This window comes from Streptomyces sp. PU-14G, from assembly GCF_041028275.1.
Taxonomy (GTDB): Bacteria; Actinomycetota; Actinomycetes; order Streptomycetales; family Streptomycetaceae; genus Streptomyces.
In genome coordinates, this window is the sequence record NZ_JASKYT010000027.1 from 1 (window position 1) to 24757 (window position 24757).

General features: G+C 70.8%; 24 protein-coding genes. 20 read left to right on the plus strand and 4 right to left on the minus strand.

Going from position 1 to position 24757, the window contains the following annotated elements:
- The first annotated feature begins 538 nt into the window (after nucleotides 1-538).
- The 19 genes from thrB to AB8Z75_RS05540 all read left to right on the plus strand — a co-directional run bounded on the left by thrB (nucleotide 539) and on the right by AB8Z75_RS05540 (nucleotide 19995).
- A complete protein-coding gene (gene thrB / locus AB8Z75_RS05450) occupies nucleotides 539-1579 on the plus strand; it encodes a homoserine kinase (protein WP_369200213.1) in 1041 nt (346 codons plus the stop codon).
- Nucleotides 1580-1982: 403 nt separating this feature from the next.
- On the plus strand, nucleotides 1983-4085 hold the full coding sequence (rho, locus tag AB8Z75_RS05455; RefSeq protein WP_369200214.1) for a transcription termination factor Rho: 2103 nt from the start codon (nucleotides 1983-1985) through the stop codon (nucleotides 4083-4085).
- A 379-nt stretch (nucleotides 4086-4464) separates the two neighbouring features.
- Nucleotides 4465-5640: an LCP family protein gene (locus AB8Z75_RS05460; protein ID WP_369200215.1), complete on the plus strand. Its 1176-nt coding sequence runs from the start codon at nucleotides 4465-4467 to the stop codon at nucleotides 5638-5640.
- Between the two features lie 203 nt (nucleotides 5641-5843).
- Complete coding sequence (rpmE, locus tag AB8Z75_RS05465; RefSeq protein WP_114014148.1) at nucleotides 5844-6068, plus strand: 50S ribosomal protein L31; 225 nt, start codon at nucleotides 5844-5846, stop codon at nucleotides 6066-6068.
- A 275-nt stretch (nucleotides 6069-6343) separates the two neighbouring features.
- A complete protein-coding gene (gene prfA / locus AB8Z75_RS05470) occupies nucleotides 6344-7414 on the plus strand; it encodes a peptide chain release factor 1 (RefSeq protein WP_369200241.1) in 1071 nt (356 codons plus the stop codon).
- A 66-nt stretch (nucleotides 7415-7480) separates the two neighbouring features.
- Nucleotides 7481-8326, plus strand: a complete 846-nt coding sequence (gene prmC / locus AB8Z75_RS05475) for a peptide chain release factor N(5)-glutamine methyltransferase (RefSeq protein WP_369200216.1) — start codon at nucleotides 7481-7483, stop codon at nucleotides 8324-8326.
- On the plus strand, nucleotides 8326-8973 hold the full coding sequence (locus tag AB8Z75_RS05480) for an L-threonylcarbamoyladenylate synthase (protein ID WP_369200217.1): 648 nt from the start codon (nucleotides 8326-8328) through the stop codon (nucleotides 8971-8973). The genes prmC and AB8Z75_RS05480 overlap by 1 nt, the downstream gene beginning before the upstream one ends.
- 41 nt (nucleotides 8974-9014) lie before the next feature.
- The gene (locus tag AB8Z75_RS05485; RefSeq protein ID WP_369200242.1) at nucleotides 9015-9674 is read left to right on the plus strand and encodes a protein-tyrosine-phosphatase; all 660 of its coding nucleotides are present in this window, start codon (nucleotides 9015-9017) and stop codon (nucleotides 9672-9674) included.
- Between the two features lie 139 nt (nucleotides 9675-9813).
- Complete coding sequence (locus AB8Z75_RS05490; protein ID WP_369200218.1) at nucleotides 9814-11166, plus strand: MraY family glycosyltransferase; 1353 nt, start codon at nucleotides 9814-9816, stop codon at nucleotides 11164-11166.
- Nucleotides 11167-11472: 306 nt separating this feature from the next.
- On the plus strand, nucleotides 11473-11898 hold the full coding sequence (locus AB8Z75_RS05495) for a hypothetical protein (RefSeq protein ID WP_242754419.1): 426 nt from the start codon (nucleotides 11473-11475) through the stop codon (nucleotides 11896-11898).
- A 221-nt stretch (nucleotides 11899-12119) separates the two neighbouring features.
- On the plus strand, nucleotides 12120-12947 hold the full coding sequence (gene atpB / locus AB8Z75_RS05500) for a F0F1 ATP synthase subunit A (RefSeq protein ID WP_114023934.1): 828 nt from the start codon (nucleotides 12120-12122) through the stop codon (nucleotides 12945-12947).
- 78 nt (nucleotides 12948-13025) lie between these two features.
- Nucleotides 13026-13280 carry an ATP synthase F0 subunit C gene (atpE, locus tag AB8Z75_RS05505; protein WP_114014038.1) on the plus strand — a complete coding sequence of 85 codons (255 nt, stop codon included), beginning with the start codon at nucleotides 13026-13028 and terminating at the stop codon, nucleotides 13278-13280.
- A 42-nt stretch (nucleotides 13281-13322) separates the two neighbouring features.
- Nucleotides 13323-13892 carry a F0F1 ATP synthase subunit B gene (locus AB8Z75_RS05510; protein ID WP_369200219.1) on the plus strand — a complete coding sequence of 190 codons (570 nt, stop codon included), beginning with the start codon at nucleotides 13323-13325 and terminating at the stop codon, nucleotides 13890-13892.
- Nucleotides 13889-14704 (plus strand): F0F1 ATP synthase subunit delta, encoded by an 816-nt coding sequence (locus AB8Z75_RS05515; protein ID WP_369200220.1) that lies wholly within the window; start codon nucleotides 13889-13891, stop codon nucleotides 14702-14704. Before AB8Z75_RS05510 ends, AB8Z75_RS05515 begins: the two co-directional genes overlap by 4 nt.
- Before the next feature lie 166 nt (nucleotides 14705-14870).
- On the plus strand, nucleotides 14871-16442 hold the full coding sequence (gene atpA / locus AB8Z75_RS05520) for a F0F1 ATP synthase subunit alpha (protein WP_369200221.1): 1572 nt from the start codon (nucleotides 14871-14873) through the stop codon (nucleotides 16440-16442).
- A gap of 2 nt (nucleotides 16443-16444) precedes the next feature.
- Complete coding sequence (locus AB8Z75_RS05525; RefSeq protein ID WP_369200222.1) at nucleotides 16445-17368, plus strand: F0F1 ATP synthase subunit gamma; 924 nt, start codon at nucleotides 16445-16447, stop codon at nucleotides 17366-17368.
- Nucleotides 17369-17370: 2 nt separating this feature from the next.
- Complete coding sequence (gene atpD / locus AB8Z75_RS05530; protein WP_369200223.1) at nucleotides 17371-18813, plus strand: F0F1 ATP synthase subunit beta; 1443 nt, start codon at nucleotides 17371-17373, stop codon at nucleotides 18811-18813.
- 185 nt (nucleotides 18814-18998) lie between these two features.
- Nucleotides 18999-19382, plus strand: a complete 384-nt coding sequence (locus tag AB8Z75_RS05535) for a F0F1 ATP synthase subunit epsilon (protein WP_369200224.1) — start codon at nucleotides 18999-19001, stop codon at nucleotides 19380-19382.
- Between the two features lie 154 nt (nucleotides 19383-19536).
- Nucleotides 19537-19995, plus strand: coding sequence for a DUF2550 domain-containing protein (locus tag AB8Z75_RS05540; RefSeq protein ID WP_369200243.1), 459 nt, complete (start codon nucleotides 19537-19539; stop codon nucleotides 19993-19995).
- A gap of 10 nt (nucleotides 19996-20005) precedes the next feature.
- Here AB8Z75_RS05540 and AB8Z75_RS05545 read toward each other — a convergent pair whose 3' ends face one another.
- The 3 genes from AB8Z75_RS05545 to AB8Z75_RS05555 all read right to left on the minus strand — a co-directional run bounded on the left by AB8Z75_RS05545 (nucleotide 20006) and on the right by AB8Z75_RS05555 (nucleotide 23099).
- Complete coding sequence (locus AB8Z75_RS05545) at nucleotides 20006-20926, minus strand: AEC family transporter (protein WP_369200225.1); 921 nt, start codon at nucleotides 20924-20926, stop codon at nucleotides 20006-20008.
- 92 nt (nucleotides 20927-21018) lie between these two features.
- Nucleotides 21019-21774, minus strand: coding sequence for a response regulator (locus AB8Z75_RS05550; protein ID WP_369200226.1), 756 nt, complete (start codon nucleotides 21772-21774; stop codon nucleotides 21019-21021).
- Nucleotides 21771-23099, minus strand: a complete 1329-nt coding sequence (locus AB8Z75_RS05555; protein WP_369200227.1) for a sensor histidine kinase — start codon at nucleotides 23097-23099, stop codon at nucleotides 21771-21773. Before AB8Z75_RS05555 ends, AB8Z75_RS05550 begins: the two co-directional genes overlap by 4 nt.
- Before the next feature lie 182 nt (nucleotides 23100-23281).
- Between AB8Z75_RS05555 and AB8Z75_RS05560 the strand changes: the two genes are divergently transcribed.
- Nucleotides 23282-23842 (plus strand): hypothetical protein, encoded by a 561-nt coding sequence (locus AB8Z75_RS05560; RefSeq protein WP_369200228.1) that lies wholly within the window; start codon nucleotides 23282-23284, stop codon nucleotides 23840-23842.
- A gap of 66 nt (nucleotides 23843-23908) precedes the next feature.
- Here AB8Z75_RS05560 and AB8Z75_RS05565 read toward each other — a convergent pair whose 3' ends face one another.
- The gene (locus AB8Z75_RS05565) at nucleotides 23909-24754 is read right to left on the minus strand and encodes a hypothetical protein (protein WP_369200229.1); all 846 of its coding nucleotides are present in this window, start codon (nucleotides 24752-24754) and stop codon (nucleotides 23909-23911) included.
- Between the last annotated feature and the right edge of the window lie 3 nt (nucleotides 24755-24757).

Below are 24757 nucleotides of genomic sequence, written 5' to 3' on the forward strand. Positions count from 1 at the left end.
GCCCCGTCTCGCCCCGGCCCCGCCCGGGGTACGGGCGAGGCCCTGCTCCCGGAATGCGGGCGCGACCCTGCTCCCGGCGTACGGACGCGGACTCGCCCGGCGTGCGGGCGCGGCCCCGTCCGGGGTACGGACGCGGCCCCGTCCGCGTGTGGACGCGGCCCCGCCCGCGTGCGGACGAGGCCCCGCCTGCGTGCGGACGCGGCCTCGCCCGGCGTACGGGCGCGGCCCGCACCGCGCAGGCGGCACGCGGGCCCCCGCGGCGGCCTCCGCCGTGCGGGGCGCGAACCCGCCCCGCACGCTCTGCACGGACATACCGTGCGGAAGCACGAAGAGGCTCGCGACACGCATCGTGCGCCTCCCGTGCGCCCTATGTCGTCAGTGAACCCACCTTCGATAGGCTGAGTTTCACCCCGACCCCCGTAACGTCCCCGCAGCGGGACTTGTGCGGTGCGGTGGCCTGTCCGGCACAGCCACGGTCATCCGGCGCAGCCACGGTCGGGGGTGCTCCGCAAACCGAACCAAGGAGTGTCATCGGAAGATGGCCGGTCCCGCCTTCCGCGCCGCCGCCGTCCGGGTGCGCGTCCCCGCCACCAGCGCCAACCTCGGCCCCGGCTTCGACACCCTGGGCCTCGCCCTGGGGCTCTACGACGACGTGGTCGTCCGTGTCGCCGACTCCGGCGTACACATCGATATCGCGGGGGAGGGCGCCGAGACGCTGCCCCGCGACGAGAACCACCTGCTCGTCCGCTCCCTGCGCACCACCTTCGACCTGCTGGGCGGGCAGCCGCGCGGCCTGGAGATCGTGTGCGCGAACCGTATTCCGCACGGTCGCGGCCTCGGCTCCTCCTCGGCCGCGATCTGCGCGGGCGTGCTGGCGGCCCGCGCGGTGACCACGGGCGGTGAGGCCCGTCTGGACGACTCCGCGCTGCTGGAGCTGGCCACCGAGATCGAGGGCCACCCCGACAACGTGGCCGCCTGTCTGCTCGGCGGCTTCACGCTGGCGTGGACCGACGGCGGGGCGGCGAGGGCGGTGAGGATGGAGCCCGCGGCGTCCCTCGTCCCGGTGGTCTTCGTCCCCGCGAAACCCCTGCTCACGCAGACCGCGCGGGGGCTGCTCCCGCGCACCGTGCCGCATGTGGACGCGGCCTTCAACGCGGGGCGTGCCGCGCTGCTCGTCGAGGCGATGACGCGCCGCCCCGAGCTGCTGCTGGCCGCCACCGAGGACAGGCTGCACCAGGAGTACCGCGCCCCGGCGATGACGGAGAGCGCCGACCTGGTCGGCCGGCTGCGGTCCGAGGGCGTGCCCGCCGTCATCTCGGGGGCAGGTCCCACGGTGCTCGCGCTGGCCGCCGACGAGGGCGAGGCCGAGAAGGTCTCCAGGCTGGCGGGCGAGGGCTGGACGGCGAACCGGCTGGCCCTCGACGCCGCGGGGGCCGGCGTTCTGCCGCTGGCCACGGGCCCCGGGAGTGGTTCTCCCGGCTCCGGCGGTGGCACCGGGAGCGGCGCCGTCGCCGGTGGTGGTCCGGTCACCGGGGGTGCGGGACAGGCGCCGGGAGGATCGGGCAGCGAGCCCCGGTGACACCGGGTTGCGGATCTTCGAGAGGGGGAATGTTTGTTGGATCCGGTAGTGTTAACCTCAAGTCTGCACTCGCAGTCTCGTGGACCTCGCACAGAAAAGTGCGATGGTTCGAGGAGTGCGGTGCTTGCGTGTTCCCCTGGCAGCCCCAGCAGGGGCCACCTCTTCTTCCAGGAGCCCCCCGTATTGCTCGGACCACTGTCGGGCAGGGGCGAACACGCTCCGGAGCCGACGTGAAGGACATCCATGTCGAGGCTTCACGCCGAACCCACGTACTGATCTCCCCGCCGTACATCGAGGCGGGACCACCGCCCCGGCAAAGTCCCCCAGCACAGGACTCCAGCCGGACAGCACAACCGGTCGCCGAGCCAGACTGGCCGACGTCCGCTCCAGGGAAGGACCCTTCGTGAGCGACACCACCGATCTGATGGGCGTGAACGCCGATACCGCAGCCGACGGTGCCGCGGCGCCCGCCGCTACGGACGCTTCCGCCGCGCCTGCGGCCTCCGGTGCCGCACCCAGGCGTCGGCGCTCCGGCACGGGGCTCGAGGGCATGGTGCTGGCCGAGCTCCAGCAGGTCGCCTCCAGCCTCGGCATCAGGGGCACCGCCCGGATGCGTAAGAGCCAGCTGATCGAGGTCATCAAGGAGCGCCAGGCGGGCGGCAGTTCGCAAGCCGCCTCCGACAAGGACGGCAAGAGCGCCAAGCCCGCCGACGGCAAGGACAGCAAGGAGAGCAAGGACGCCAAGAGCGCGGGGGACGCGGCGGCCAAGGACGCCAAGTCCACCGAGGGCGGCGAGCCCGCCGCCGAGCAGAAGCCCAAGCGCCGCGCGACCTCGCGGACCCGTACGGGCGATGCCGAGGGTGCGCAGCCGCAGGGCGGCCAGCAGCAGATCGACATCCCCGGGCAGACCGAGGGTGACGCCAAGGCGGCCCAGGAGGGCGGCCGTGCGCGCCGCGGCAAGGCCGAGTCCGCCGCCGACACTGCCGAGGGCCGCGGTGACGCCAAGTCCGGCGGTGACAGCGGCAAGCAGGACGGCAAGGACGCCAAGGCGGAGAAGGACGCCAGGGCCGAGCGGTCCGACAAGGACGGCGGCAAGGGCGGCCCCTCCGGCGAGGGCAAGCAGCAGCAGGACCGCCCCTCCAAGCGGGAGCGCCAGCGCGACCGCGACCGCGACCGTGACCGCAACCGCGGGAAGAACGACGGCGGCGGCAACCAGCAGAACCAGTCGGGTGGCGGCGGTGGCCGCCGGGACGAGGCTTTCGACGACGACGGCGGCGGTGGCCGCCGCGGGCGCCGGGGCCGTTACCGGGACCGCAGGGGCCGTCGCGGCGGTCGTGAGGACTTCGAGCCGCAGATCGCCGAGGACGACGTCCTGATCCCGGTCGCGGGCATCCTCGACATCCTCGACAACTACGCGTTCGTGCGCACCTCCGGCTACCTGCCGGGGCCCAACGACGTGTACGTCTCGCTCGCCCAGGTCCGCAAGAACGGCCTGCGCAAGGGCGACCACGTCACCGGTGCGGTGCGTCAGCCGCGTGAGGGGGAGCGGCGCGAGAAGTTCAACGCGCTGGTCCGCCTCGACTCGGTCAACGGGATGTCGCCGGACGACGGCAAGGGCCGCTCCGAGTTCAACAAGCTGACCCCGCTCTACCCGCAGGAGCGGCTGCGTCTGGAGACGGAGCCGAACCAGCTCACCCCGCGGATCATCGACCTGGTCTCGCCCGTCGGCAAGGGCCAGCGCGGTCTGATCGTGGCCCCGCCGAAGGCGGGCAAGACCACGGTGCTGCAGTCGATCGCGAACTCGATCACGCGGAACAACCCCGAGTGCCACCTGATGGTCGTCCTCGTCGACGAGCGTCCTGAAGAGGTCACCGACATGCAGCGGTCGGTCAAGGGCGAGGTCATCTCCTCGACCTTCGACCGCCCGGCCGAGGACCACACCACCATCGCCGAGCTCGCCATCGAGCGTGCCAAGCGACTGGTGGAGCTGGGCCACGACGTGGTGATCCTGCTGGACAACATCACCCGCCTCGCCCGCGCCTACAACCTGGCAGCGCCGGCCTCGGGCCGCATCCTCTCCGGTGGTGTGGACTCCACGGCGCTGTACCCGCCGAAGAAGTTCTTCGGCGCGGCGCGCAACATCGAGGACGGCGGCTCCCTGACGATCCTCGCCGCGGCGCTGGTGGAGACCGGCTCGCGGATGGAGGAGGTCATCTTCGAGGAGTTCAAGGGCACCGGCAACCTGGAGCTCAAGCTCGACCGGAAGCTCGCCGAGAAGCGGATCTTCCCCGCGGTGGACGTGGATCAGTCCAGCACCCGCAAGGAGGAGATCCTCATGGCGAACGACGAGCTCCAGATCGTCTGGAAGCTGCGGCGGGTGCTGCACGCGCTGGACCAGCAGCAGGCCATCGAGCTGCTGCTGGACAAGATGAAGCAGACGAAGTCCAACGCGGAGTTCCTGCTCCAGATCCAGAAGACGACCCCGACGCCCAACGGCCAGGACTGAGGTCCACGGGCGCCGGCGCGGGGCCCCTGTGCGGGGCGTCGCCCGGACGGATCACGGCGAGGGCCGTTCCACCACGTACGGTGGAACGGCCCTCGCCGTCTGTTTTGGCCGCTCGGAGCGGGGCCCCGCGGCGCTGAGAGCTTGCCCACAGACCCGCTGCGCCGCCCGGCGGCGTCGGCTCGGCGGGCGTGGGGACGTCGTCGCAGGTAAAACGGGACCAGGGGCGAGGTGTCGGCCCGTTCGTGCGCCGCTGTCCCGCCGTGCGCGGCCGACGCGCGTGGTGACGCGTTGTGCAACCCTTCCGGCGAGACCCAGCGTCCACACAGGACCAAGCGTCCACACAGGACACACGCCACGAGCAGGACTGAGGGAAGTGACAATGGCGGGCGACAGCTACGAGGGCGACACGGCGGCAGGAGGCCGCTCCCGGGGCATACGTGCCACGGGTCGTCGCCGCAGGCCGCGCAGCGGGCGTCGGCGCGCCATGCGAGCCGCCGCCTGGACCGTGGCGGGCGCGGTCGTGCTCGGCGGTACCAGTCTCGGCTTCGTCTATTTCAAGCTGGACGGCAACATCTCCGGCGTCGACATCAACGCGGCCCTGGGCACGGACCGGCCCGAGGACGTGCCGAACGGCTCGATGGACATACTGGTCCTCGGCTCGGACACCCGTGCGGGTGACAACGCGAAGTACGGCCAGGACCAGGGCGGGGCCCGCTCGGACACGGCGATGGTGCTGCACATCAACGAGCAGCACGACAAGGCGTCGGTCGTCTCGATACCCCGGGACACGCTGGTGCGGCGTCCGGCGTGCAAGGGCGACGCGTCGGAGGGCAACAAGACCGTTCCGGCGCAGCGGGCCATGTTCAACAGCGCCTACGAGGTCGGCGGCCCCGCGTGCGCGGTCAAGACGGTCGAGTCCCTCTCCGGCGTACGGATGGACCACTACCTCGAGGTGGACTTCGCGGGCTTCAAGAAGCTCATCAACACCCTCGGCGGGGTCAAGATGACCACCACCAAGCCGATCCACGACAAGAACAGCCACCTCAACCTGCAGGCCGGCACCCACCAGCTCACCGGCGAGCAGTCGCTCGGTCTGGTGCGTACCCGGCACGGCGTCGGCGACGGCAGCGACCTGGGGCGCATCCAGCTCCAGCAGGCGTTCGTGAAGTCCCTCATCGACCAGGTCAACAGCATCGGAGTCTTCAGCAGCCCGAAGAAGCTCTACGACCTGGCCGACACCGCGACCTCGGCGATCACCACCGACTCGGAGCTGGACTCGGTCGGCGATCTGACCGGCATGGCCAAGATGCTCAAGGGCATCAAGTCCGACGACATCCAGATGACGACGCTGCCGGTCCAGTACGACCCCGCCAACCCCAACCGGGTGGTCCAGATCGACTCCAAGACCGACAAGGTGTGGCGGGCGCTCAGGCACGACAACCCGGTGCCGAAGTCGGCGACCAAGGGATCGGCGGGCGACAAGACCGACATAGGCGGTGTGGTCGGCGGTAAGAAGGCCACCAAGGCGGCGGCCGAGGAGCCGGCCGGGCGCTGAGAGGCCGCCGGGCGGCGGACTCTCCCCGGCCCCCGGGCGCTGCCGGCACCCCGTGCGGGGACGCCCGGGGGCCCGGGGAATAGCGGGCTCCGCCCCCCGGTTTTGGGGGGTGCGGCAACCAGTGGCAAACTGGATCGTCGGCCCCGGTTCACGGGAAACAACCCGTCTCCCGACCCGGTGCCCTCCCGAACCTAGGAGTGACCTTGAAGCGCGACATCCACCCCGAGTACCGCGAGACCCAGGTGAGCTGCACCTGCGGCAACTCGTTCACCACGCGCAGCACCATGTCGGAAGGCGTCGTCCGCGCCGACATCTGCTCGGCCTGCCACCCGTTCTACACCGGCAAGCAGAAGATCCTCGACACCGGTGGCCGCGTGGCCCGTTTCGAGGCCCGCTTCGGCAAGAACGCCGGCACCGCCAAGAAGTAGCGACACCGCAGCGCCGGTCCGCGGCTGCCCCGTGCCGGGCAGCCCGGCCCGGCGCTCTTTTGGTGCTCGGCGTCCGGTGCCCCCCGGCAGGTGTCCGGTGCCCCCGGCAGGCGTCCGGCGCTCCCGGTGCCGTTCCGGCCGCTCCCGGTGCGCGTCCGCGGTCCGGCGCCCGGAACGCGCCCGGCGCCCGGCTGGGGTGCACGGCCCTCCCGGGCACCCCACGTCTTCCGTAAGCGTTCTTCCGTAAGCGGTCCGTCAGTAAAGGGATGACCACGATGTTCGAGGCGGTCGAGGAACTCGTCGGCGAGCACGCCGACCTGGAGCGGCGGCTCGCCGATCCGGCGATCCACGCCGACCAGGCGGGCGCCCGCCGGCTGAACAAGCGCTACGCCGAGCTCACCCCGATCATCACCGCGTACGGCGACTGGAAGCGGACCGGCGACGACATCGGCACGGCGCGTGAACTGGCCGCCGAGGACGCGGAGTTCGCCGCCGAGGTCAAGGAGCTGGAGCGCCGCCGCGAGGAGCTCACCGAGCGGCTGCGGCTGCTGCTCGTCCCGCGCGACCCCAGCGACGACAAGGACGTCATCCTGGAGATCAAGGCAGGTGAGGGCGGCGACGAGTCCGCGCTGTTCGCCGGCGACCTGCTGCGGATGTATCTGCGCTACGCCGAGCGGTACGGCTGGAAGACCGAGCTGATCGACTCCACCGAGTCCGACCTGGGCGGCTACAAGGACGTGCGGGTCGCCGTGAAGACCAAGGGCGCCTCCGAGCCGGGAGCGGGCGTCTGGGCGCGGCTGAAGTACGAGGGCGGGGTGCACCGCGTGCAGCGGGTGCCCGCCACCGAGTCGCAGGGCCGCATCCACACCTCCGCCGCCGGCGTCCTCGTGCTGCCGGAGGCCGAGGAGGTCGACGTGGAGATCAACCCGAACGACCTGCGGATCGACGTCTACCGTTCCTCCGGGCCCGGCGGCCAGTCGGTCAACACCACCGACTCGGCCGTCCGTATCACCCACGAGCCCACCGGCATCGTCGTCTCCTGCCAGAACGAGAAGAGCCAGCTCCAGAACAAGGAGCAGGCCCTGCGCATCCTGCGTGCCCGGCTGCTGGCCGCGGCGCAGGAGGAGGCCGAGAAGGAAGCCTCGGACGCCCGCCGCAGCCAGGTCCGTACCGTGGACCGCTCCGAGCGGGTGCGCACCTACAACTTCCCGGAGAACCGCATCTCCGACCACCGCGTCGGCTTCAAGGCCTACAACCTCGACCAGGTGCTGGACGGCGAGCTCGACGCGGTCGTCCAGGCCTGTGTGGACGCCGACTCTGCGGCCAAACTGGCCGCGGCACAGTGAGGCCCGGGGGCAACCCGTGACACGGAAAACGCCGACAACCACGCTGGCCCCGGGAGGGGGAACGGAGTGAACGTGCTGCTCGCCGAGGTGGCGCAGGCCACCCAGCGGCTGGCCGACGCGGGCGTGGACTCGCCGCGTTTCGACGCCGAGGAGCTCGCGGCCTTCGTGCACGGCGTGGGGCGCGGTGAGCTGCACCGCGTCGCCGACGCCGACTTCGACGCGCGCTACTGGGAGGCCGTCGCCCGCCGGGAGGCCCGCGAACCGCTCCAGCACATCACGGGGCGCGCCTTCTTCCGCTACCTGGAGCTGCATGTGGGCGCCGGCGTCTTCGTGCCCCGCCCCGAGACGGAATCCGTGGTCGGCTGGGCGATAGACGCCGTGCGCGCCATGGACGTCGCGGAACCCCTGATCGTGGATCTGTGCACCGGATCGGGCGCGATCGCGCTGGCGCTCGCCCAGGAGGTGCCCCGCTCGCGGGTGCACGCCGTCGAACTCGACGAGAGCGCCCTGGAGTGGGCCCGCAAGAACGTCGAAGGCTCCCGGGTGTCGCTGCACCACGGGGACGCGCGCAACGCGCTGCGCGAGCTGGACGGCCAGGTCGACCTGGTCATCTCCAACCCGCCCTACATCCCGCTCACCGAGTGGGAGTACGTGGCGCCCGAGGCCCGCGACCACGACCCGCAGCTGGCGTTGTTCTCCGGTGAGGACGGCCTGGACGTCATCCGCGGTCTGGAGCGCGCCGCGCACCGCCTGCTGCGCCCCGGCGGCGTGGTGGTCGTCGAGCACGCCGACACGCAGGGCGGCCAGGTGCCCTGGATCTTCACCGAGGACCGCGGCTGGGCGGACGCCGCGGACCACCCCGACCTCAACAACCGGCCCCGTTTTGCCACAGCACGCAGGGAGGTGCCGTGATGGCACGGCGTTACGACTGCTCCGACGCGACCGATCGCGCGACTGGACTGCGCGAGGCGGCCTCGGCCGTCAAGCGCGGGGAACTCGTCGTGCTGCCGACGGACACCGTCTACGGCATCGGCGCGGACGCCTTCAGTTCCGACGCCGTCGGCGACCTGCTGGAGGCCAAGGGCCGCGGCCGAGGCATGCCCTCCCCGGTGCTGGTGGGCTCCCCGAACACGCTGCACGGCCTGGTCACGGACTTCTCCGAGCAGGCCTGGGAGCTGGTGGACGCCTTCTGGCCCGGCGCGCTGACCCTGGTGGCCAAGCACCAGCCGTCGCTGACCTGGGACTTGGGGGAGACGCACGGCACGGTGGCGGTGCGGATGCCGCTGCACCCGGTGGCCATCGAACTGCTGACGGAGTTCGGCCCCATGGCCGTCTCCTCGGCGAACCTGACGGGGCACGCGGCGCCCGCCACGTGTGACGAGGCGCAGGAGATGCTCGGCGAGTCGGTCGCCGTCTACCTCGACGGCGGGCCCACCCAGGACAACGTGCCCTCCTCCATCGTCGACGTCTCAGGACCCGTGCCCCTCCTGCTGCGTGCCGGAGCCCTCGACGCCGACGAGCTGCGCAAGGTCGTTCCCGACCTGGAGGTGGCCGGGTAGTGACCGCCCCACCCGGGCGTGGTGCGGCCGAGTCCGGCGGCATAAACGGCGCCGCCGGCGCGTTCCGCATCCTCCACGTCTCCACAGGCAACGTGTGCCGCTCGCCGATCACCGAGCGGCTCACCCGGCATGCCCTGGCCGAACGGCTCGGTGTCAGCCGCACCGGCGGCCTCGTGGTCGAGAGCGCGGGCACCTGGGGGCACGAGGGCGCGCCCATGGAGGAGAACGCCGTCGCGGTGCTGCTGGAGCACGGAGCGGACGCCGAGGGCTTCACCGGACGCGAGTTGCTGGACGAGCACGTGGTCCGCGCCGACCTGGTACTGACCGCGACCCGCGACCACCGGGCGCAGGTCGTCTCCATGGGCCACTCGGCGGGACTGCGCACCTTCACGCTCAAGGAGTTCACCCGCCTGGTGCGGGCCATAGACCCCGCGACGCTCCCGGCCGCGCGCAGCCGGGAGGAAGTGGTCGAGCGGGCGCACGCGCTGGTCCAGGCGGCTGCGGCGCTGCGCGGCTGGCTGCTGGCGCCCAGCCCCGAGGCGGACGAGATCCACGATCCGTACGGGGCGCCGATCCCGTACTTCCGCAGCGTCGGCGAGGAGATCAGCCAGGCGCTCGACCCGGTGGTCACCGCGCTGACGGGGGTGCCCGCAGCGGCGGGCGCGGCCGGGCGCGGGCCCGGCGGCCCCCTGTGCCGGTGACCTCGGCGGAGCACGAGGACGGCAGCGGACTGTTCGGGGCCGTCACCACGTGTCATAGGCTGTGGGTCTGAGCAGTTCGGCTCGTCGACCTTGGCCTATGGTGTGGGCCCGAGCAACCCGCGAGACCTCTGGGGAGTCCGTGCGTGAGTATCTGCTGACGCTGTGCGTCACAGCCGCGGTCACCTACCTGCTGACCGGCCCGGTGCGCAAGTTCGCCATCGCGGCGGGCGCGATGCCGCCCGTGCGGGCACGGGACGTGCACCGGGAGCCCACACCGCGGCTCGGCGGCATCGCCATGTTCGGCGGACTGTGCGCGGGCCTGCTGGTGGCCTCACAACTCACCAACATCGGTGAGCTGTTCACCCTGTCCGACGAGCCCAGGGCCCTGCTGTCCGGGGCCGGGCTGATCTGGCTGATCGGCGTCCTGGACGACAAGTGGGGCGTCGACGCGCTGGTGAAGCTCGGCGGGCAGATGATCGCCGCCGGTGTGATGGTGCTCCAGGGCCTGACGATCCTGTGGATTCCGGTCCCGGGCGTCGGCAACGTGGCGCTCACACCGCTCCAGGGCACGCTGCTGACGGTCGCGCTGGTGGTCATCACCATCAACGCGGTGAACTTCGTGGACGGTCTCGACGGCCTGGCCTCGGGCATGGTCTGCATCGCCGCGCTGGCGTTCTTCATGTACGCCTACCGCATCTGGTACGGCTACGGCATCGAGGCGGCGGCTCCGGCGACGCTGTTCGCGGCGGTCCTCATGGGCATGTGCCTGGGCTTCCTGCCGCACAACATGCACCCCGCCCGGATCTTCATGGGCGACTCGGGATCCATGCTGATCGGCCTGGTGCTGGCCGCGGGCGCCGTCTCGATCACCGGCCAGGTGGACCCGGACCTGATGGTCGAGCACACCGGTTCGGTCAAGAACGCGGTGCACACGATGGTCCCCCTCTACATGCCGCTGCTGCTGCCGCTGAGCATCATCGCCATCCCCGTCGCGGACCTGGTGATGGCGATCGTGCGGCGTACCTGGAACGGGCGCTCCCCGTTCGCGGCGGACCGCGGGCACCTGCACCACCGGCTGCTGGAGATCGGGCACTCGCACAGCCGCGCGGTGCTGATCATGTACTTCTGGGCCGCGTTGATCGCCTTCGGCGCCGTGGCCTTCTCCGTGCGCTCCTCCAGCCTGGCGATCGTGCTGGCGATCGTGCTGCTCAGCGCCGTGGGCCTGATCGTGCTGCTGCTGCCGCGCTACACCCCGCGCGTCCCGGCCTGGGCCCAGCGCGTGCTGCCGCCCCGCTACCGGCGCTCGCGCGAGGCGCAGGGCGCCGCCGAGGTGGACCCGACGCCGCCGGGGCCCGGTGAGGACCCCGAGCCGGCAGACGAGGACGCCGATGAGGGGGAGCGGGCGCCCGCGTTGGCGGGTCTGGAGGGTGCGACGGCGCTGGGCGAGCGCCGGCAGTTCACCCGTCCGAAGAAGATCAACACTCGGGACTGACCCGCCTCAACACCCGGGGCTGCCCCGCCCTGTTGGCTGCCGCGCCGCAGCGGAATGCGTCAATACCAGACATAGCGCTCGGCGTCAGCCCGGTGCACTCAGACTCATGCCTCCGTGTGACCGGGGGCACACGAAGTAGGTAAAGACCTCATCAAATAGTTTGTGATACCGTTCACGAAACCCGGTGACAACCGAAGTGCCGCGCTTGCGCAGGCGCTTCTGCGGGAGGTCGGTCCGCCCTCCGGGCCGGGCTACTCTCGTCACCCGACGACTCACATTTCCCCGAGTTCCCCCGGAGCACACCACATGCAGTCGAACGACGCACGCATGCTGCTGCACTGCGCCGTCCCGACCGCCGTAGCCGGTGTCGTGGCCGCAGCGATCAGCGGCGTGTTCGCAGGAGGCAAGGGAGCCATCGGCGGCGCAGCCGGAGCACTCGTCGTGATCCTCTTCATGGGGCTCGGCCTTTACGTCCTCCAGCGGACAGCGCGCTCTCTCCCGCACCTCTTTCAGGCGATGGGCCTTCTGCTCTATACGACGCAGATTCTCCTGCTGTTCGTGGTGCTGGTGGTCTTCCGGGATACGACTCTTTTCGACACCAAGACCTTCGCGTTCACTCTGCTCGGCTCCACCGTCGTGTGGGTGGCCGCCCAGGGCAGGGCGCACATGAAGGCGAAGATCCTGTATGTCGAGCCCTCCTCAGGTGGCAGCGAGAAGGCCAGTGCCACGTAGGGGCGGGATAAGTGCTCGTTCGAGCAACTGCTATCGTCCGTTGCCAACTGCGGCGCAGCAGACGGCGGCGGCAGAGCTCCGCTCCGTTTCGGCCCGAACGCCACGAAACGGACGCTCTGACGCCCTGATCAGCCGCCGCCCCCGATTCGTACGACCCAGACCAGTGCCGTTCCGTGGCAGCAGGCCGCGCCGACACAACGAGGTAGCCGTTTTCATGCGCCATGCAGAAGGAGCCCGCGGTGAGTGCTGACCAGATGCTCGCCTTTGAGACCGACTGCCACCTTTTCAGTGGCTGCGGCTTCGAGGCTCCCGGGCTCCACTCGTTCGTCTTCGAGCCGATGTTCAGCATCGGCGGATTCGACTTCAACAAGCCGATCCTGCTCGCCCTCGTCGGCACGCTCGCCATCGTGTGGTTCTTCTGGGCGGCCTTCGCCAAGCCGAAGATCGTCCCCGGAAAGCTCCAGATGATCGCGGAGGCCGGATACGACTTCATCCGCCGCGGCGTCGTCTACGAGACGATCGGCAAGAAGGAAGGCGAGAAGTACGTCCCCTTCGTGGTGGCGCTCTTCTTCTTCGTGTGGGTGATGAACCTGTGGGCGGTCATCCCGCTCGCCCAGTTCCCCGTCACGTCCATCTTCTCGATTCCGCTCGGTCTCGCGCTGATCGTCTACGTCGTCTGGGTCGGGCTCACCTTCAAGCGGCAGGGCTGGACCGGCGCCTGGAAGAACTTCACCGGCTACGACAAGTCCCTCGGCCCGGTGCTGCCGATGGTCATGGTCATCGAGTTCTTCTCGAACCTGCTGGTGCGCCCCTTCACGCACTCCGTCCGGCTCTTCGCGAACATGTTCTCGGGCCACATGCTGGTGGCGCTGTTCACGATCGCGACCTGGTACATGCTCAACGGTATCGGGATCGCCTATTCGGCCGTCTCCTTCATCATGACCATCGTCATGATCGCGTTCGAGCTGTTCATCCAGGTCATCCAGGCCTACGTGTTCGTCCTGCTGACCTGCTCCTACATCCAGGGCGCGCTCGTCAAGGAACACTGAGCCGGCCCGCTCCCCGCACAACCCCCAGCTGTCCGGCGGCCAACCCCCGCCGGTCCGTACAGAGAAGGAAGTAACGGCATGTCCGCTGCTCTCGACATGGTCAACATCGCCGCCTCCGAAGGCGTCACCGGCAACCTCGGCTCCATCGGCTACGGTCTCGCCGCCATCGGCCCCGGCATCGGCGTCGGCATCGTCTTCGGTAACGGCACCCAGGCGCTGGCCCGCCAGCCCGAGGCCGCCGGTCTGATCCGTCAGAACCAGATCCTCGGCTTCGCCTTCTGTGAGGCGCTGGCCCTCATCGGCATCGTCATGGGCTTCATCTTCCGTTCCTGACGGCCGAGCGAACGAACCCTTTTTCCGACGGAAGGCACTGACGTGAACGCCCTGGTACCCATGGCGGAGACCGAGGTTCCGCAGAACCCGCTCATCCCGCCGATTCCAGAGTTCGTCATCGGCCTGATCGCATTCGCCATCGTCTTCTTCTTCCTGTGGAAGAAGCTCCTTCCGAGCATCAACAAGGTGCTGGAAGAGCGTCGTGAAGCCATTGAGGGCGGCATCGAGAAGGCCGAGGCGGCTCAGCAGGAGGCTGCCGACGTACTCCAGCAGTACAAGGACCAGCTCTCCGAGGCCCGCCACGAGGCCGCCCGCCTGCGCGCCGAGGCTCAGGAGCAGGGCGCGGCGCTCATCGCCGAGATGCGCGCCGAGGGCCAGCGGCAGCGTGAGGAGATCATCGCCGCGGGTCACGCCCAGATCGACGCCGATCGCAAGCAGGCCGCGGCCACGCTCCGCCAGGACGTGGGCAAGCTCGCCACCGACCTGGCAGGCAAGCTCGTCGGCGAGTCCCTGGAGGACCACGCCCGGCAGAGCCGCGTGATCGACCGCTTCCTCGACGGCCTCGAAGAGACCGCCGAGGCGGAGGCGCATGCCAACGGAGCCGCCCGATGAATGGAGCGAGCCGTGAGGCGCTTGTCGCCGCACGTGAGAGCCTGACCGCGCTGACCGACTCCACGTCGGTCGACGCCGCGGCCCTCGCCGACGAGCTCGCCGCCGTCACCGCGCTGCTGGAGCGCGAGGTCTCGCTGCGCCGGGTCCTCACCGACCCGGCGCAGGACGGGGAGGCCAAGGCCTCGCTGGTCCAGCGCGTGCTCGGCGGCCAGGTCAGCGGCCCGGCCGTGGATCTGGTCTCCGGCATGGTCCGCTCCCGGTGGTCCTCGCCGCGCGATCTGGTCGACGCGGTCGAGGAGCTGGCCGACCTGGCCGACCTCGTGGCGGCGGAGCGCGACGGCTCGCTGGACGACGTCGAGGACGAGCTGTTCCGGTTCGCCAGGACCGCGGCCTCCTCGCCCGACCTGCGGTCGGCGCTCACCAGCCGGACGGCGGCTCCGGCGGCGAAGAGTGCGCTGGTCAACACGCTGCTCGCCGGCAGGGTGCGCCCGGCCACCGAGCGTCTGGTGACCCGCCTGGTGACGCAGCCGCGGGGACGTAGCCTGGAGGCGGGGCTGGAAGCCCTGTCCAAGCTGGCAGCCGAGCGCCGCAACCGTTCGGTCGCCGTCGTGACGTCCGCGGTGCCGCTCAGCGACGAGCAGAAGCGGCGTCTGGGCGCGTCGCTGGCCAAGCTGTACGGCCGCCAGGTGCACCTCAACCTCGACGTTGACCCCGAGATCCTCGGCGGGATCAGGGTCCAGGTGGGCGACGAGGTGATCAACGGCTCGGTCGCAGACCGGCTGGAGCGGGCGCAGCGGCGGATGGCGGGCTGACGGGCACACCGCAGCCCCGAGAACGCGGCAGGACCCGGCGCGTGTGCGCCAACCAACTCAACAAGCACGAACGCGGCCCGAGTTGGGCCGTACATGGGAGCCGGGGGAGACGCCCCCCGGTGCCCGCAGCAACTTACGGGCCCAACAAGGAGAGCAGGGAACCCAGATGGCGGAGCTCACGATCCGGCCGGATGAGATCCGGGACGCGCTGGAGAACTTTGTCCAGTCGTACACGCCGGACGCGGCCTCGCGGGAAGAGGTCGGTACGGTCAGCGCTGCCAGCGATGGCATCGCGAAGGTCGAGGGGCTGCCCTCGGCCATGGCGAACGAGCTGCTGAAGTTCGAGGACGGCACCCTCGGCCTCGCCCTCAACCTCGAGGAGCGCGAGATCGGTGCGGTCGTCCTCGGTGAGTTCAGCGGCATCGAGGAGGGCCAGTCGGTGCAGCGCACCGGCGAGGTCCTGTCGGTCCCGGTCGGCGACGGCTACCTCGGCCGTGTCGTCGACCCGCTGGGTGCCCCGGTCGACGGTCTCGGCGAGATCGAGCCCGAGGCCCGCCGCGCCCTGGAGCTCCAGGCGCCCACGGTCATGGACCGCAAGTCCGTGCACGAGCCCATGGCGACCGGCTACAAGGCCGTCGACACCATGACCCCGATCGGCCGCGGCCAGCGCCAGCTGGTCATCGGCGACCGCCAGACCGGCAAGACCGCGCTGTGCGTCGACACGATCATCAACCAGCGCGACAACTGGCGCTCCGGCGACCCGGACAAGCAGGTCCGCTGCATCTACGTCGCCGTCGGCCAGAAGGGCTCCACCATCGCGTCCGTGCGCGGCGCGCTGGAGGAGGCCGGTGCGCTGGAGTACACGACGATCGTCGCGGCCCCCGCGTCGGACCCGGCCGGCTTCAAGTACATCGCCCCCTACACCGGCTCGGCCATCGGCCAGCACTGGATGTACCAGGGCAAGCACGTCCTCGTCGTCTTCGACGACCTGTCCAAGCAGGCCGACGCCTACCGCGCCGTGTCCCTGCTGCTGCGCCGCCCGCCGGGCCGCGAGGCCTACCCGGGTGACGTCTTCTACCTGCACTCCCGGCTGCTGGAGCGCTGCGCGAAGCTCTCCGACGACATGGGCAAGGGCTCGATGACGGGTCTGCCGATCGTCGAGACCAAGGCGAACGACGTCTCGGCGTTCATTCCGACCAACGTCATCTCCATCACCGACGGCCAGTGCTTCTTGGAGTCCGACCTGTTCAACGCGGGCCAGCGCCCGGCGCTGAACGTCGGTATCTCCGTCTCCCGCGTCGGTGGCTCGGCGCAGCACAAGGCGGTCCGGCAGATCACCGGGTCGCTCCGGGTGAACCTGGCGCAGTACCGCGAGCTGGAGGCGTTCGCCGCCTTCGGTTCCGACCTGGACGACGCCTCGAAGGCGTCGCTGGAGCGCGGCAAGCGCATGACCGAGCTGCTCAAGCAGCCGCAGTACGCGCCGTTCTCCACCGAGGACCAGGTCGTCTCCATCTGGTCCGGCACCAACGGCAAGATGGACGACGTGCCGGTCGAGGACATCCGCCGGTTCGAGCGCGAGCTGCTGGACTACATGCACCGCGAGGAGTCGGGCCTGCTGACCAGCATCCGCGAGGGTGCCAAGATGTCGGACGACACCATCCAGACGCTCGGCGACGCGGTCGAGAGGTTCAAGACCCAGTTCGAGACCTCGGACGGCAAGCTGCTGGGCGAGGGCTGAGCATGGGTGCCCAGCTCAGGGTCTACAAGCGGCGGATCAAGTCCGTCACTGCGACCAAGAAGATCACCCGGGCGATGGAGATGATCGCCGCCTCGCGCATCATCAAGGCGCAGCGCAGGGTGGCCGCGTCCGAGCCGTACGCCACGGAGCTGACCCGCGCGGTCACCGCCGTGGCGGGCGGCTCCGCCACCTCGCACCCGCTGCTGACCGAGGCCGAGCAGCCCAAGCGGGCCGCGGTTTTGCTCATCACGAGCGACCGCGGGCTGGCGGGCGGCTACAACTCCAACGCCATCAAGGCGGCCGAGCAGCTCAACGAGCGGCTGACCGCCGAGGGCAAGGAGATCGTCAGCTTCATCGTCGGCTCCAAGGGTGTGGCCTACTACGGTTTCCGCGACCGTCCGGTCAGGGAGTCGTTCACCGGCTTCACGGACAACCCGACCTACGCCGACGCCAAGACGGTGGCCGCGTCGCTGATCGAGGCGGTGCAGCAGGAGACCGCCGAGGGTGGCGTGGACGAGCTGCACATCGTCTACACCGAGTTCGTCTCGATGATGACGCAGACACCGGTGCGCAACCGGATGCTGCCGCTCACCCTCGAGACGGGCGAGCAGGCTCAGGAGGCGGCAGGCGGCAAGGGCGTCCTTCCGCTGTACGACTTCGAGCCCTCGGCCGAGGACGTGCTGGACGCGCTGCTGCCGCGGTACGTCGAGTCGCGGGTCTACAACGCCCTGCTCCAGGCGGCGGCCTCCAAGCACGCCGCCACCCGCCGGGCGATGAAGTCCGCGACCGACAACGCCGAGGAACTCATCAAGTCGCTGACGCGGCTTGCCAACGCGGCCCGCCAGGCCGACATCACCCAGGAAATCAGCGAGATCGTCGGTGGGGCGAGCGCGCTGGCTGACGCTAACGCGGGGAGTGACCGCTAACCATGACCACCACTGTTGAGACGGCCGCTGCGACGGGCCGCGTTGCCCGGGTCATCGGCCCGGTCGTCGACGTGGAGTTCCCCGTCGACGCCATGCCGGACATCTACCAGGCGCTGACGGTCGAGGTTCTCGACCCGGCCGAGGACGGCAAGCGCAAGACCCTGACCCTGGAGGTCGCACAGCACCTCGGGGAGGGCGTGGTCCGCGCCATCTCGATGGAGCCGACCGACGGCCTGGTCCGCCAGGCCCCGGTGACCGACACGGGCACGGGCATCACCGTGCCCGTCGGTGACGTCACCAAGGGCCGGGTCTTCAACACCCTCGGCAAGATCCTGAACGAGCCGGAGGCCGAGTCCGAGGTCACCGAGCGGTGGTCCATCCACCGCAAGGCGCCCGCCTTCGACCAGCTCGAGTCGAAGACCGAGATGTTCGAGACCGGTCTGAAGGTCGTCGACCTGCTGACCCCGTACGTCAAGGGCGGCAAGATCGGCCTGTTCGGCGGCGCGGGCGTCGGCAAGACCGTGCTCATCCAGGAAATGATCATGCGTGTGGCCAAGCTGCACGAGGGTGTTTCCGTGTTCGCCGGCGTCGGCGAGCGCACTCGTGAGGGCAACGACCTGATCGAGGAGATGGACGAGTCCGGCGTCCTCCCGCAGACCGCGCTGGTCTTCGGCCAGATGGACGAGCCGCCGGGGACCCGTCTTCGCGTGGCGCTGGCCGGCCTGACCATGGCGGAGTACTTCCGCGATGTGCAGAAGCAGGACGTGCTGTTCTTCATCGACAACATCTTCCGCTTCACCCAGGCCGGTTCCGAGGTCTCCACCCTGCTGGGCCGCATGCCCTCCGCGGTGGGCTACCAGCCGAACCTGGCGGACGAGATGGGTGTGCTCCAGGAGCGCATCACCTCGACCCGCGGCCACTCCATCACCTCGATGCAGGCGATCTACGTGCCCGCGGACGACCTGACGGACCCGGCTCCGGCGACGACGTTCGCGCACCTGGACGCCACCACCGTGCTGTCGCGTCCGATCTCGGAGAAGGGCATCTACCCGGCGGTGGACCCGCTGGACTCCACCTCCCGGATCCTGGACCCGCGCTTCGTCTCCCAGGAGCACTACAACTGCGCCGAGCGCGTCAAGGGGATCCTGCAGAAGTACAAGGACCTGCAGGACATCATCTCCATCCTCGGCATCGACGAGCTGTCCGAGGAGGACAAGCTCACGGTGTCCCGCGCCCGGCGTATCGAGCGCTTCCTGTCGCAGAACACCCACGCGGCGAAGCAGTTCACCGGCCTGGACGGCTCGGACGTGCCGCTGGACGAGTCGATCGCGGCCTTCAATGCGATCGCCGACGGCGAGTACGACCACTTCCCCGAGCAGGCGTTCTTCATGTGCGGTGGCCTTGACGACCTCAAGGCCAAGGCGAAGGAGCTCGGCGTCTCCTGACGCCTCTCCTCTTCCGTCCGGTGGCCTGAGGGCCCCGGGCGGGAGAGGCAGCGGCGCTCCTGTGTGCCTCCGCGCGCGGTCGCACGCACATGTGCGCCGGTCGTGCTCCGCGGCGGGGCGGGTGGGCGTACCCGTCCCCGCACCGCACCCCTTATCCTTTCCCCATCCCAAGCTGAGGAGCCACAGTGGCTGAGCTGCACGTCGAGTTGGTCGCCGCCGACCGCAAGGTCTGGTCCGGCGAGGCCAGCCTGGTCGTCGCGCGCACCTCCTCGGGTGATATCGGTGTCATGCCCGGCCACCAGCCGCTGCTCGGCGTGCTGGAGTCCGGCCCCGTCACCATCCGCACGAGTGGTGAGAGCGGCAACGGCACCGTCGTCGCCGCCGTGCACGGCGGATTCATCTCCTTCGCCGACGACCAGCTCTCCCTGCTCGCAGAGGTCGCGGAGCTGACCGACGAGATCGATGTCGAGCGGGCGGAGCGCGCGTTGGAGGAGGCCAAGTCCCAGGCCGACGAGGGCGCCGAGCGGCGTGCCGACGTCCGGCTGCGAGCGGTGACGGCCGCTCGCTGACGTACGCCGCCCCGCAGCGGCGCACGGTGCAGGACGACACTCAGCCGCGGGTGGTCCCGGAATTCTCCGGGGCCGTCCGCGGCTGAAGCCATACAGAAGCGTTTGAGAGACTTGCCGGCGGCAGGTCCCGGAGAGTGCGAGGAGGTCGATGAAGATGGTCCTCGCTCTGCTGCTGTGCGGCGTGGTCGTTCTGCTGGTGATCGCGGGGCTTTTCGCCTTCGGGGTACGCAGGCGGCTGATCCAGCGGTCCGGTGGAACGTTCGACTGCAACTTGCGGTGGGCGGTACCCGAGGAGGAGGCCGCCGACCCGAAGGGAAAAGGCTGGGCGTACGGCATCGCCCGCTACAACGGCGACCGCATCGAGTGGTTCCGCGTCTTCTCCTATGCCCCCAGGCCCCGCCGCCATCTGGTGCGCGGGGCCATCGACGTTCTGGAGCGCCGCGATCCGCTGGGGGAGGAGGAGCAGGCGCTGCTGTCCGACTCGGTCGTGCTGGCGTGCGCGGTGGGGCCGGAACACGTGCGGGTCGAGCTCGCGCTCAGTGAGGACGCGCTGACGGGGTTCCTCGCCTGGCTGGAGGCGGCCCCTCCGGGCCAGCGCGTCAACGTGGCCTGAGCTGAGGGCCTCAGCCCAGCAGCGCGGCGATCGTGAAGAGCACGGGGACCGCCAGCACGGTCGAGACCAGGATGGACTCGCGGGCCAGCCGTGTGGCGACCCCGTAGCGGCTCGCGTAGGCGAACAGGTTCTGCGCCGAGGGCAGCGCGGCCGTCACCACGACGGCGAACAGCGCCCGGCCGGTGAGGCCGAAGGCGAAGGTGCCCAGGGCCCAGGCGACGAGCGGCTGGCCGAGCGACTTGAGCAGCACCGACAGCACCAGCGGTCCGCGGTCGCCGTCCCGTCCTGGCAGTGCGCTTCCGTACAGCGAGATGCCGAAGGCCAGCAGGACGGCGGGCACGGACATCGCGCCGATGAGGTGGAAGGGCTCCATGACCGGGCCCGGCACCCGCCACCCGGTGGCGGCGACGGCGACCCCGGCGAGCGAGCCGACGACGATGGGGTTGCGCAGGGGGCTGGTGAGGCGCCGCAGCAGGCTGTCGCCGCCGCCCGAGGTGGTGACGTCGAGGACGGTGAGTCCGACGGGTGTCATCAGCAGCAGTTGGAAGAGCAGCACGGGGGCGACCAGCGAGGCGTCTCCCAGTACGTAGGCGGCGACGGGGATGCCGAGGTTGCCGGCGTTGACGTATCCGGAGCACAGTGCGCCGACCGTCGTCGGTGCGGCGGGCCAGCGGCACAGGGCGCCGGCGAGGGCGTAGCCGCCGGCCATGGCGGCTGCGGAGAGCGCGGTGATGGCGAGGGGTGCCGAGGCGAGAAGCGTCAGGTCGGCGTGCGAGAGCGTCTCGAACATCAGCGCGGGGCTGGCGACGTGGAAGGCGAGCTTGGTGAGGACCTCACGTCCGCCGTCCCCGAGGAGGGCGAAGCGGCCCAGGACGTAGCCGGTGCCGATGACGGCGGCGATGACGGCGAAACCGGTGAGCACGCCGGACACGGCGGACCTCCCCCTGCGCGGATCCAGACTCGCTCAATTGTCCGGATGTCCTCATGGGGTCGGACGGCGGGTCCGCCAGGGCGGCCGGTGTCTCACGGGGCGGTGATCCCCACCTCCTGCGCGAGAACCGCGGCCTGTGTCCTGCTGCGCAGCCCCAGCTTGGCCAGCAGCCTGCTGACGTGGGTCTTGACGGTGGCCTCCGCCATGGTGAGACGGTCGGCGATCTCGGCGTTCGAGAGGCCTTCACCGAGGCATCCGAGAACCTCGCGCTCGCGGCGGGTCAGCCCACTCATGCCCGGCGGAGTCTCCTGCGGGGCGGGTGCGGCCTTCGACGGTCCGCCGCCGGCGAACTCGGCGATCAGCCTGCGGGTCACGGCGGGCGCGATCATGCCGTCGCCCCGGGCGACGGTGCGGACGGCCTCGACGACCGCGGCGGCCTCGCTGTCCTTGAGCAGGAACCCGGCGGCGCCCGCGCGCAGGGCTCCGAAGACGTAGCTGTCGTGGTCGAAGGTGGTCAGCACCAGCACGTCGCCGAGGCCGGCCTCGGCGATGCGGCGGGTGGCGCTCACGCCGTCGAGGCGCGGCATCTGGATGTCCATCAGCACGACGTCGGGCTCCAGGGCGTGCGCGAGCCGCACCGCCTCCTCGCCGTCACCCGCCTCACCGACGACGTCGATGCCTTCGGCGTGCCGGAGGATGAGGACGATTCCGGCACGTACGGCCTGCTGGTCCTCGGCGACGAGGACGCGGATGGGCGCGTGCGGCCCGGCCGCCCCTCCGGGCCGGCTTCCGCCGTGCTCGGCCTGTTCGGGCTGGGCTGCCCCGCTCCCGGTGCCGTCGTGCGTCATGTTTCGGTCTCCCTGGGCTCGTTGCGGCGGTCTCCGCGTGCGGTTCCCGGCGTGCGGCCCGTCTCCTCCTGCGCGGGCAGCACGGCATGGACGTCCCAGACGCGTCTGCTCCCGGACGCCGTGGACGGGCCCGCGGTCAGGGTGCCGTCCAGCAGTTCGACGCGCTCCCGCATGCCGGTCAGGCCGGCTCCGGCGCCCGGAGCACGCGGGGGGCCGCCGTGCTCGTCCCGCTCTTCCAGCGGACTGGTGACGCGCAGGCTCAGTCCGCCGCCGGGGCCCGGGTCGGGGTGCGGTGCGACGGTGACGGTGACCTCGCCCAGCGCGGCGTGCTTGAGCGCGTTGGTGACCGCCTCCTGAACGACCCGGTAGGCGGCCAGTTCGACGGGGGTGGGAAGCGGCGCGTCACCAGGTGCGCGCCGGTCGGAGAGGACGAACGTGCGGCCATCCCCGGCCATCGCACGGGCCCGCTCCAGCAGGGCGTCGAGACCGTCGAGCGAGGGCGTCGCGGTGGGCTCGTCGGCGCCGGTCGCGTTGCGCAGCAGGCCGATGAGGCGGCGCATCTCCGCCAGGCCCTGCACACTGTTCTCGCGGATGACACCCAGCGCCTCGCGGTTGGCGTCCTGGCTGCCCTTGCCGCCTCCGGCGTCGCCGAGGGAGAGCGCGGCCGTGGAGTGGATGGCGATGGCCGACAGGTGGTTGGCGACGACGTCGTGCAGTTCGCGCGCCATGCGGGTGCGTTCGGCGTTGATGGCCTGCTTGCGGTCGAGCTCGGCGAGCAGCGCCGTCTGCTCGGCCCGCTGCCGCTCGGCCGCCGCCTTGTCCCGGTGGTTGCGGATCATCTCACCGGAGGTGGTGGGCACCAGCAGCACACCCGCGCAGGCGGCCATGAGCAGCAGCGTCTCCGCACGGTGGAAGGCGATCAGCAGCCAGCCGGAGAAGAGCACGGTGACGGCCACCGAGCCGCGCAGCACCGCGCGGGAGAACCGGGCCGAGCCGTAGAGCACGCCGGCGTAGAGCAGGTCGGTGAACAGCACGAGGGTGGCCAGCAGCGAGCCCGTCAACAGGTCGGCCGTCTGCGCCAGGAGACCGACGAGCAGCGCGTAGGGCTGCGCCGTGCGGCGGACCAGCGCGGCCAGACACATCACGGCCAGCGGCACCAGTGCCAGCCAGTGGGGGCCGCGCGCCACGAGCGGGGCGCTGGCCAGATCGAACGCCCACAGCAGCAGGCCGCCGACGGCACCGGAGAGCGCGACGAGCACGTCGTCGCGGTGGGGACGCCAGGAGCGCGGCACGCGCGTCGGCGCGGTGGCTGCGGCGGTGGTCATGGCCCCATTGTCCCGTGCCGGGCCTCCTCCACCGGGCCGAGCACCGGCCGGGTGCGACTGCATCTTTCGATGCAGTCGCGCGCCAGGTGAATCGTCACGCCCGACGACGCGCCGCCGCGACCGCGCGGGCCACTGTGGTGGGGCACGTCCGCGCCGTGACAGACGCCTGGAGGGCCCCCAACATGATCGTGACGCTGATCGTCGTCAGCGAAGTCGGCTTCTGGGTACTGCTGGCAGCCGGCCTCGCGCTGCGCTACCTGGCCAGGATGCCCCGCGCCGGGGCGGCGGTGCTGCTGTGCGAGCCGCTGCTGGAGGTCGTGCTGCTGGTCGTCACCGCGATCGATCTGAAGAACGGCGCGGAACCGGACTGGAAGCACGGGCTGGCCGCCGTCTACATCGGCTTCACCGCGACCCACGGGCACTACATGGTGAAGTGGGCCGACGGCCATGCCGCGCACCGGCTCGGCCGCGGGCCGCGCCCGGCGAAGCCGCCCCGGTACGGGACGCCGCGGGCCGTCCACGAGTGGAAGATGGCCGCACGCGGTGTCGGCGCCGCGGCCATCGCGGCCGGGCTCCTCCAACTGGCCGTCTGGTACGTCGGTGACGGCTCGCAGACCGAGCCGCTGCACGCGTGGCAGGCCCGCATGGGGCTGGTGGCGGGGATCAGCCTGGTCATCGGGGCCAGTTACACGGTGTGGCCCAAGCGGGCCCCCGAGGGCGCCACGGACGGCGCCTCTCGCTGAGGGCCCCGCAGCGCGCCCGCCATCGCCGCACTGGGGCGCGGTGGCGGGCGGGTCCCGGGTGCCAGGTCAGGCGCCCGGGTCGCGGCCTGGCACCTCCTTGGTGTCCGGCTTCTTCAGGGCCGCGAGCGTGGCGCGGGTGTCGGACTTCATCCAGCGGAGCACGGAGGCGGCGGACGGCGGGTCGTAGTCGTCGCCGATGCCGCCGCCGTACCAGTCCCACCTCATCTCGTACGTCATCCAGCCCGCCCGCATCACCAACTGGAGACTTTGCAGCGCGTGGTCGCTCTTCTCCTGGACCAGGTAGGCCTCGTCACCGAAGCCCTTGAGGGGGGAGACCTCGAACTCGTGCGTGGCGGTCTTCTGGTCCTCCCAGGTCCGCACGCGGGAGGCGAACTCCTTGCCGGGGTCGGTCTTCTTGTGCCAGTTCACGGTGGTGGTCACGTAGGCGGTCGGAGGGGTGGTCTTCGACGTCTCGCCGTGGGGGATCATGGTGGGCATGCACCGGCTGACGTCGAGGCCCTTCTGCCGCGAGTGATAGCCGTCCGGCTGCTCCTGCGAGGGCTCCTGGATCTCGTACTCGCTCTGGAAGGACTTCAGCTCCGCCGTGGCGCACATGTCGTGGTGGTAGCGGTAGCCCTTGTAGTCGGGCGTCGCCTCGTTGGCGCTTCGGTCGAGCGCGCCGGTGGCCATGAGGGTCGCCGCCCAGGTGACGGACGCGAGGACCACGCCGCCCAGCGCCCACAGCCAGCGCGGTGCGCCCGAGCGCGGCGGCGGCGTTCCCGACGGGGGCCCGGGCGGTCCGGTGGGCGGAGTGTGCGGCTGCGCGTACGGGTTGAACTGGTACGCGGGCATCGCGGTCGAGGTGGGTAGCTGTGAGTACGGCTGCTGCGGCTGCGCCCCCGGTATGGCCATGCG

Bases quoted from the DNA above. Each gene is read 5' to 3' on its own strand.
- prfA (WP_369200241.1), top strand. From the start codon at position 6,344: ATGTTCGAGGCGGTCGAGGAACTCGTCGGCGAGCACGCCGACCTGGAG.
- AB8Z75_RS05555 (WP_369200227.1), bottom strand. From the start codon at position 23,099: ATGACCACCGCCGCAGCCACCGCGCCGACGCGCGTGCCGCGCTCCTGG.
- atpD (WP_369200223.1), top strand. From the start codon at position 17,371: ATGACCACCACTGTTGAGACGGCCGCTGCGACGGGCCGCGTTGCCCGG.
- atpB (WP_114023934.1), top strand. From the start codon at position 12,120: ATGCAGAAGGAGCCCGCGGTGAGTGCTGACCAGATGCTCGCCTTTGAG.
- AB8Z75_RS05515 (WP_369200220.1), top strand. From the start codon at position 13,889: ATGAATGGAGCGAGCCGTGAGGCGCTTGTCGCCGCACGTGAGAGCCTG.
- AB8Z75_RS05460 (WP_369200215.1), top strand. From the start codon at position 4,465: ATGGCGGGCGACAGCTACGAGGGCGACACGGCGGCAGGAGGCCGCTCC.
- atpA (WP_369200221.1), top strand. From the start codon at position 14,871: ATGGCGGAGCTCACGATCCGGCCGGATGAGATCCGGGACGCGCTGGAG.
- atpE (WP_114014038.1), top strand. From the start codon at position 13,026: ATGTCCGCTGCTCTCGACATGGTCAACATCGCCGCCTCCGAAGGCGTC.
- AB8Z75_RS05480 (WP_369200217.1), top strand. From the start codon at position 8,326: ATGGCACGGCGTTACGACTGCTCCGACGCGACCGATCGCGCGACTGGA.
- AB8Z75_RS05550 (WP_369200226.1), bottom strand. From the start codon at position 21,774: ATGACGCACGACGGCACCGGGAGCGGGGCAGCCCAGCCCGAACAGGCC.
- AB8Z75_RS05525 (WP_369200222.1), top strand. From the start codon at position 16,445: ATGGGTGCCCAGCTCAGGGTCTACAAGCGGCGGATCAAGTCCGTCACT.
- thrB (WP_369200213.1), top strand. From the start codon at position 539: ATGGCCGGTCCCGCCTTCCGCGCCGCCGCCGTCCGGGTGCGCGTCCCC.
- AB8Z75_RS05560 (WP_369200228.1), top strand. From the start codon at position 23,282: ATGATCGTGACGCTGATCGTCGTCAGCGAAGTCGGCTTCTGGGTACTG.
- AB8Z75_RS05565 (WP_369200229.1), bottom strand. From the start codon at position 24,754: ATGGCCATACCGGGGGCGCAGCCGCAGCAGCCGTACTCACAGCTACCC.
- AB8Z75_RS05495 (WP_242754419.1), top strand. From the start codon at position 11,473: ATGCAGTCGAACGACGCACGCATGCTGCTGCACTGCGCCGTCCCGACC.
- AB8Z75_RS05540 (WP_369200243.1), top strand. From the start codon at position 19,537: ATGGTCCTCGCTCTGCTGCTGTGCGGCGTGGTCGTTCTGCTGGTGATC.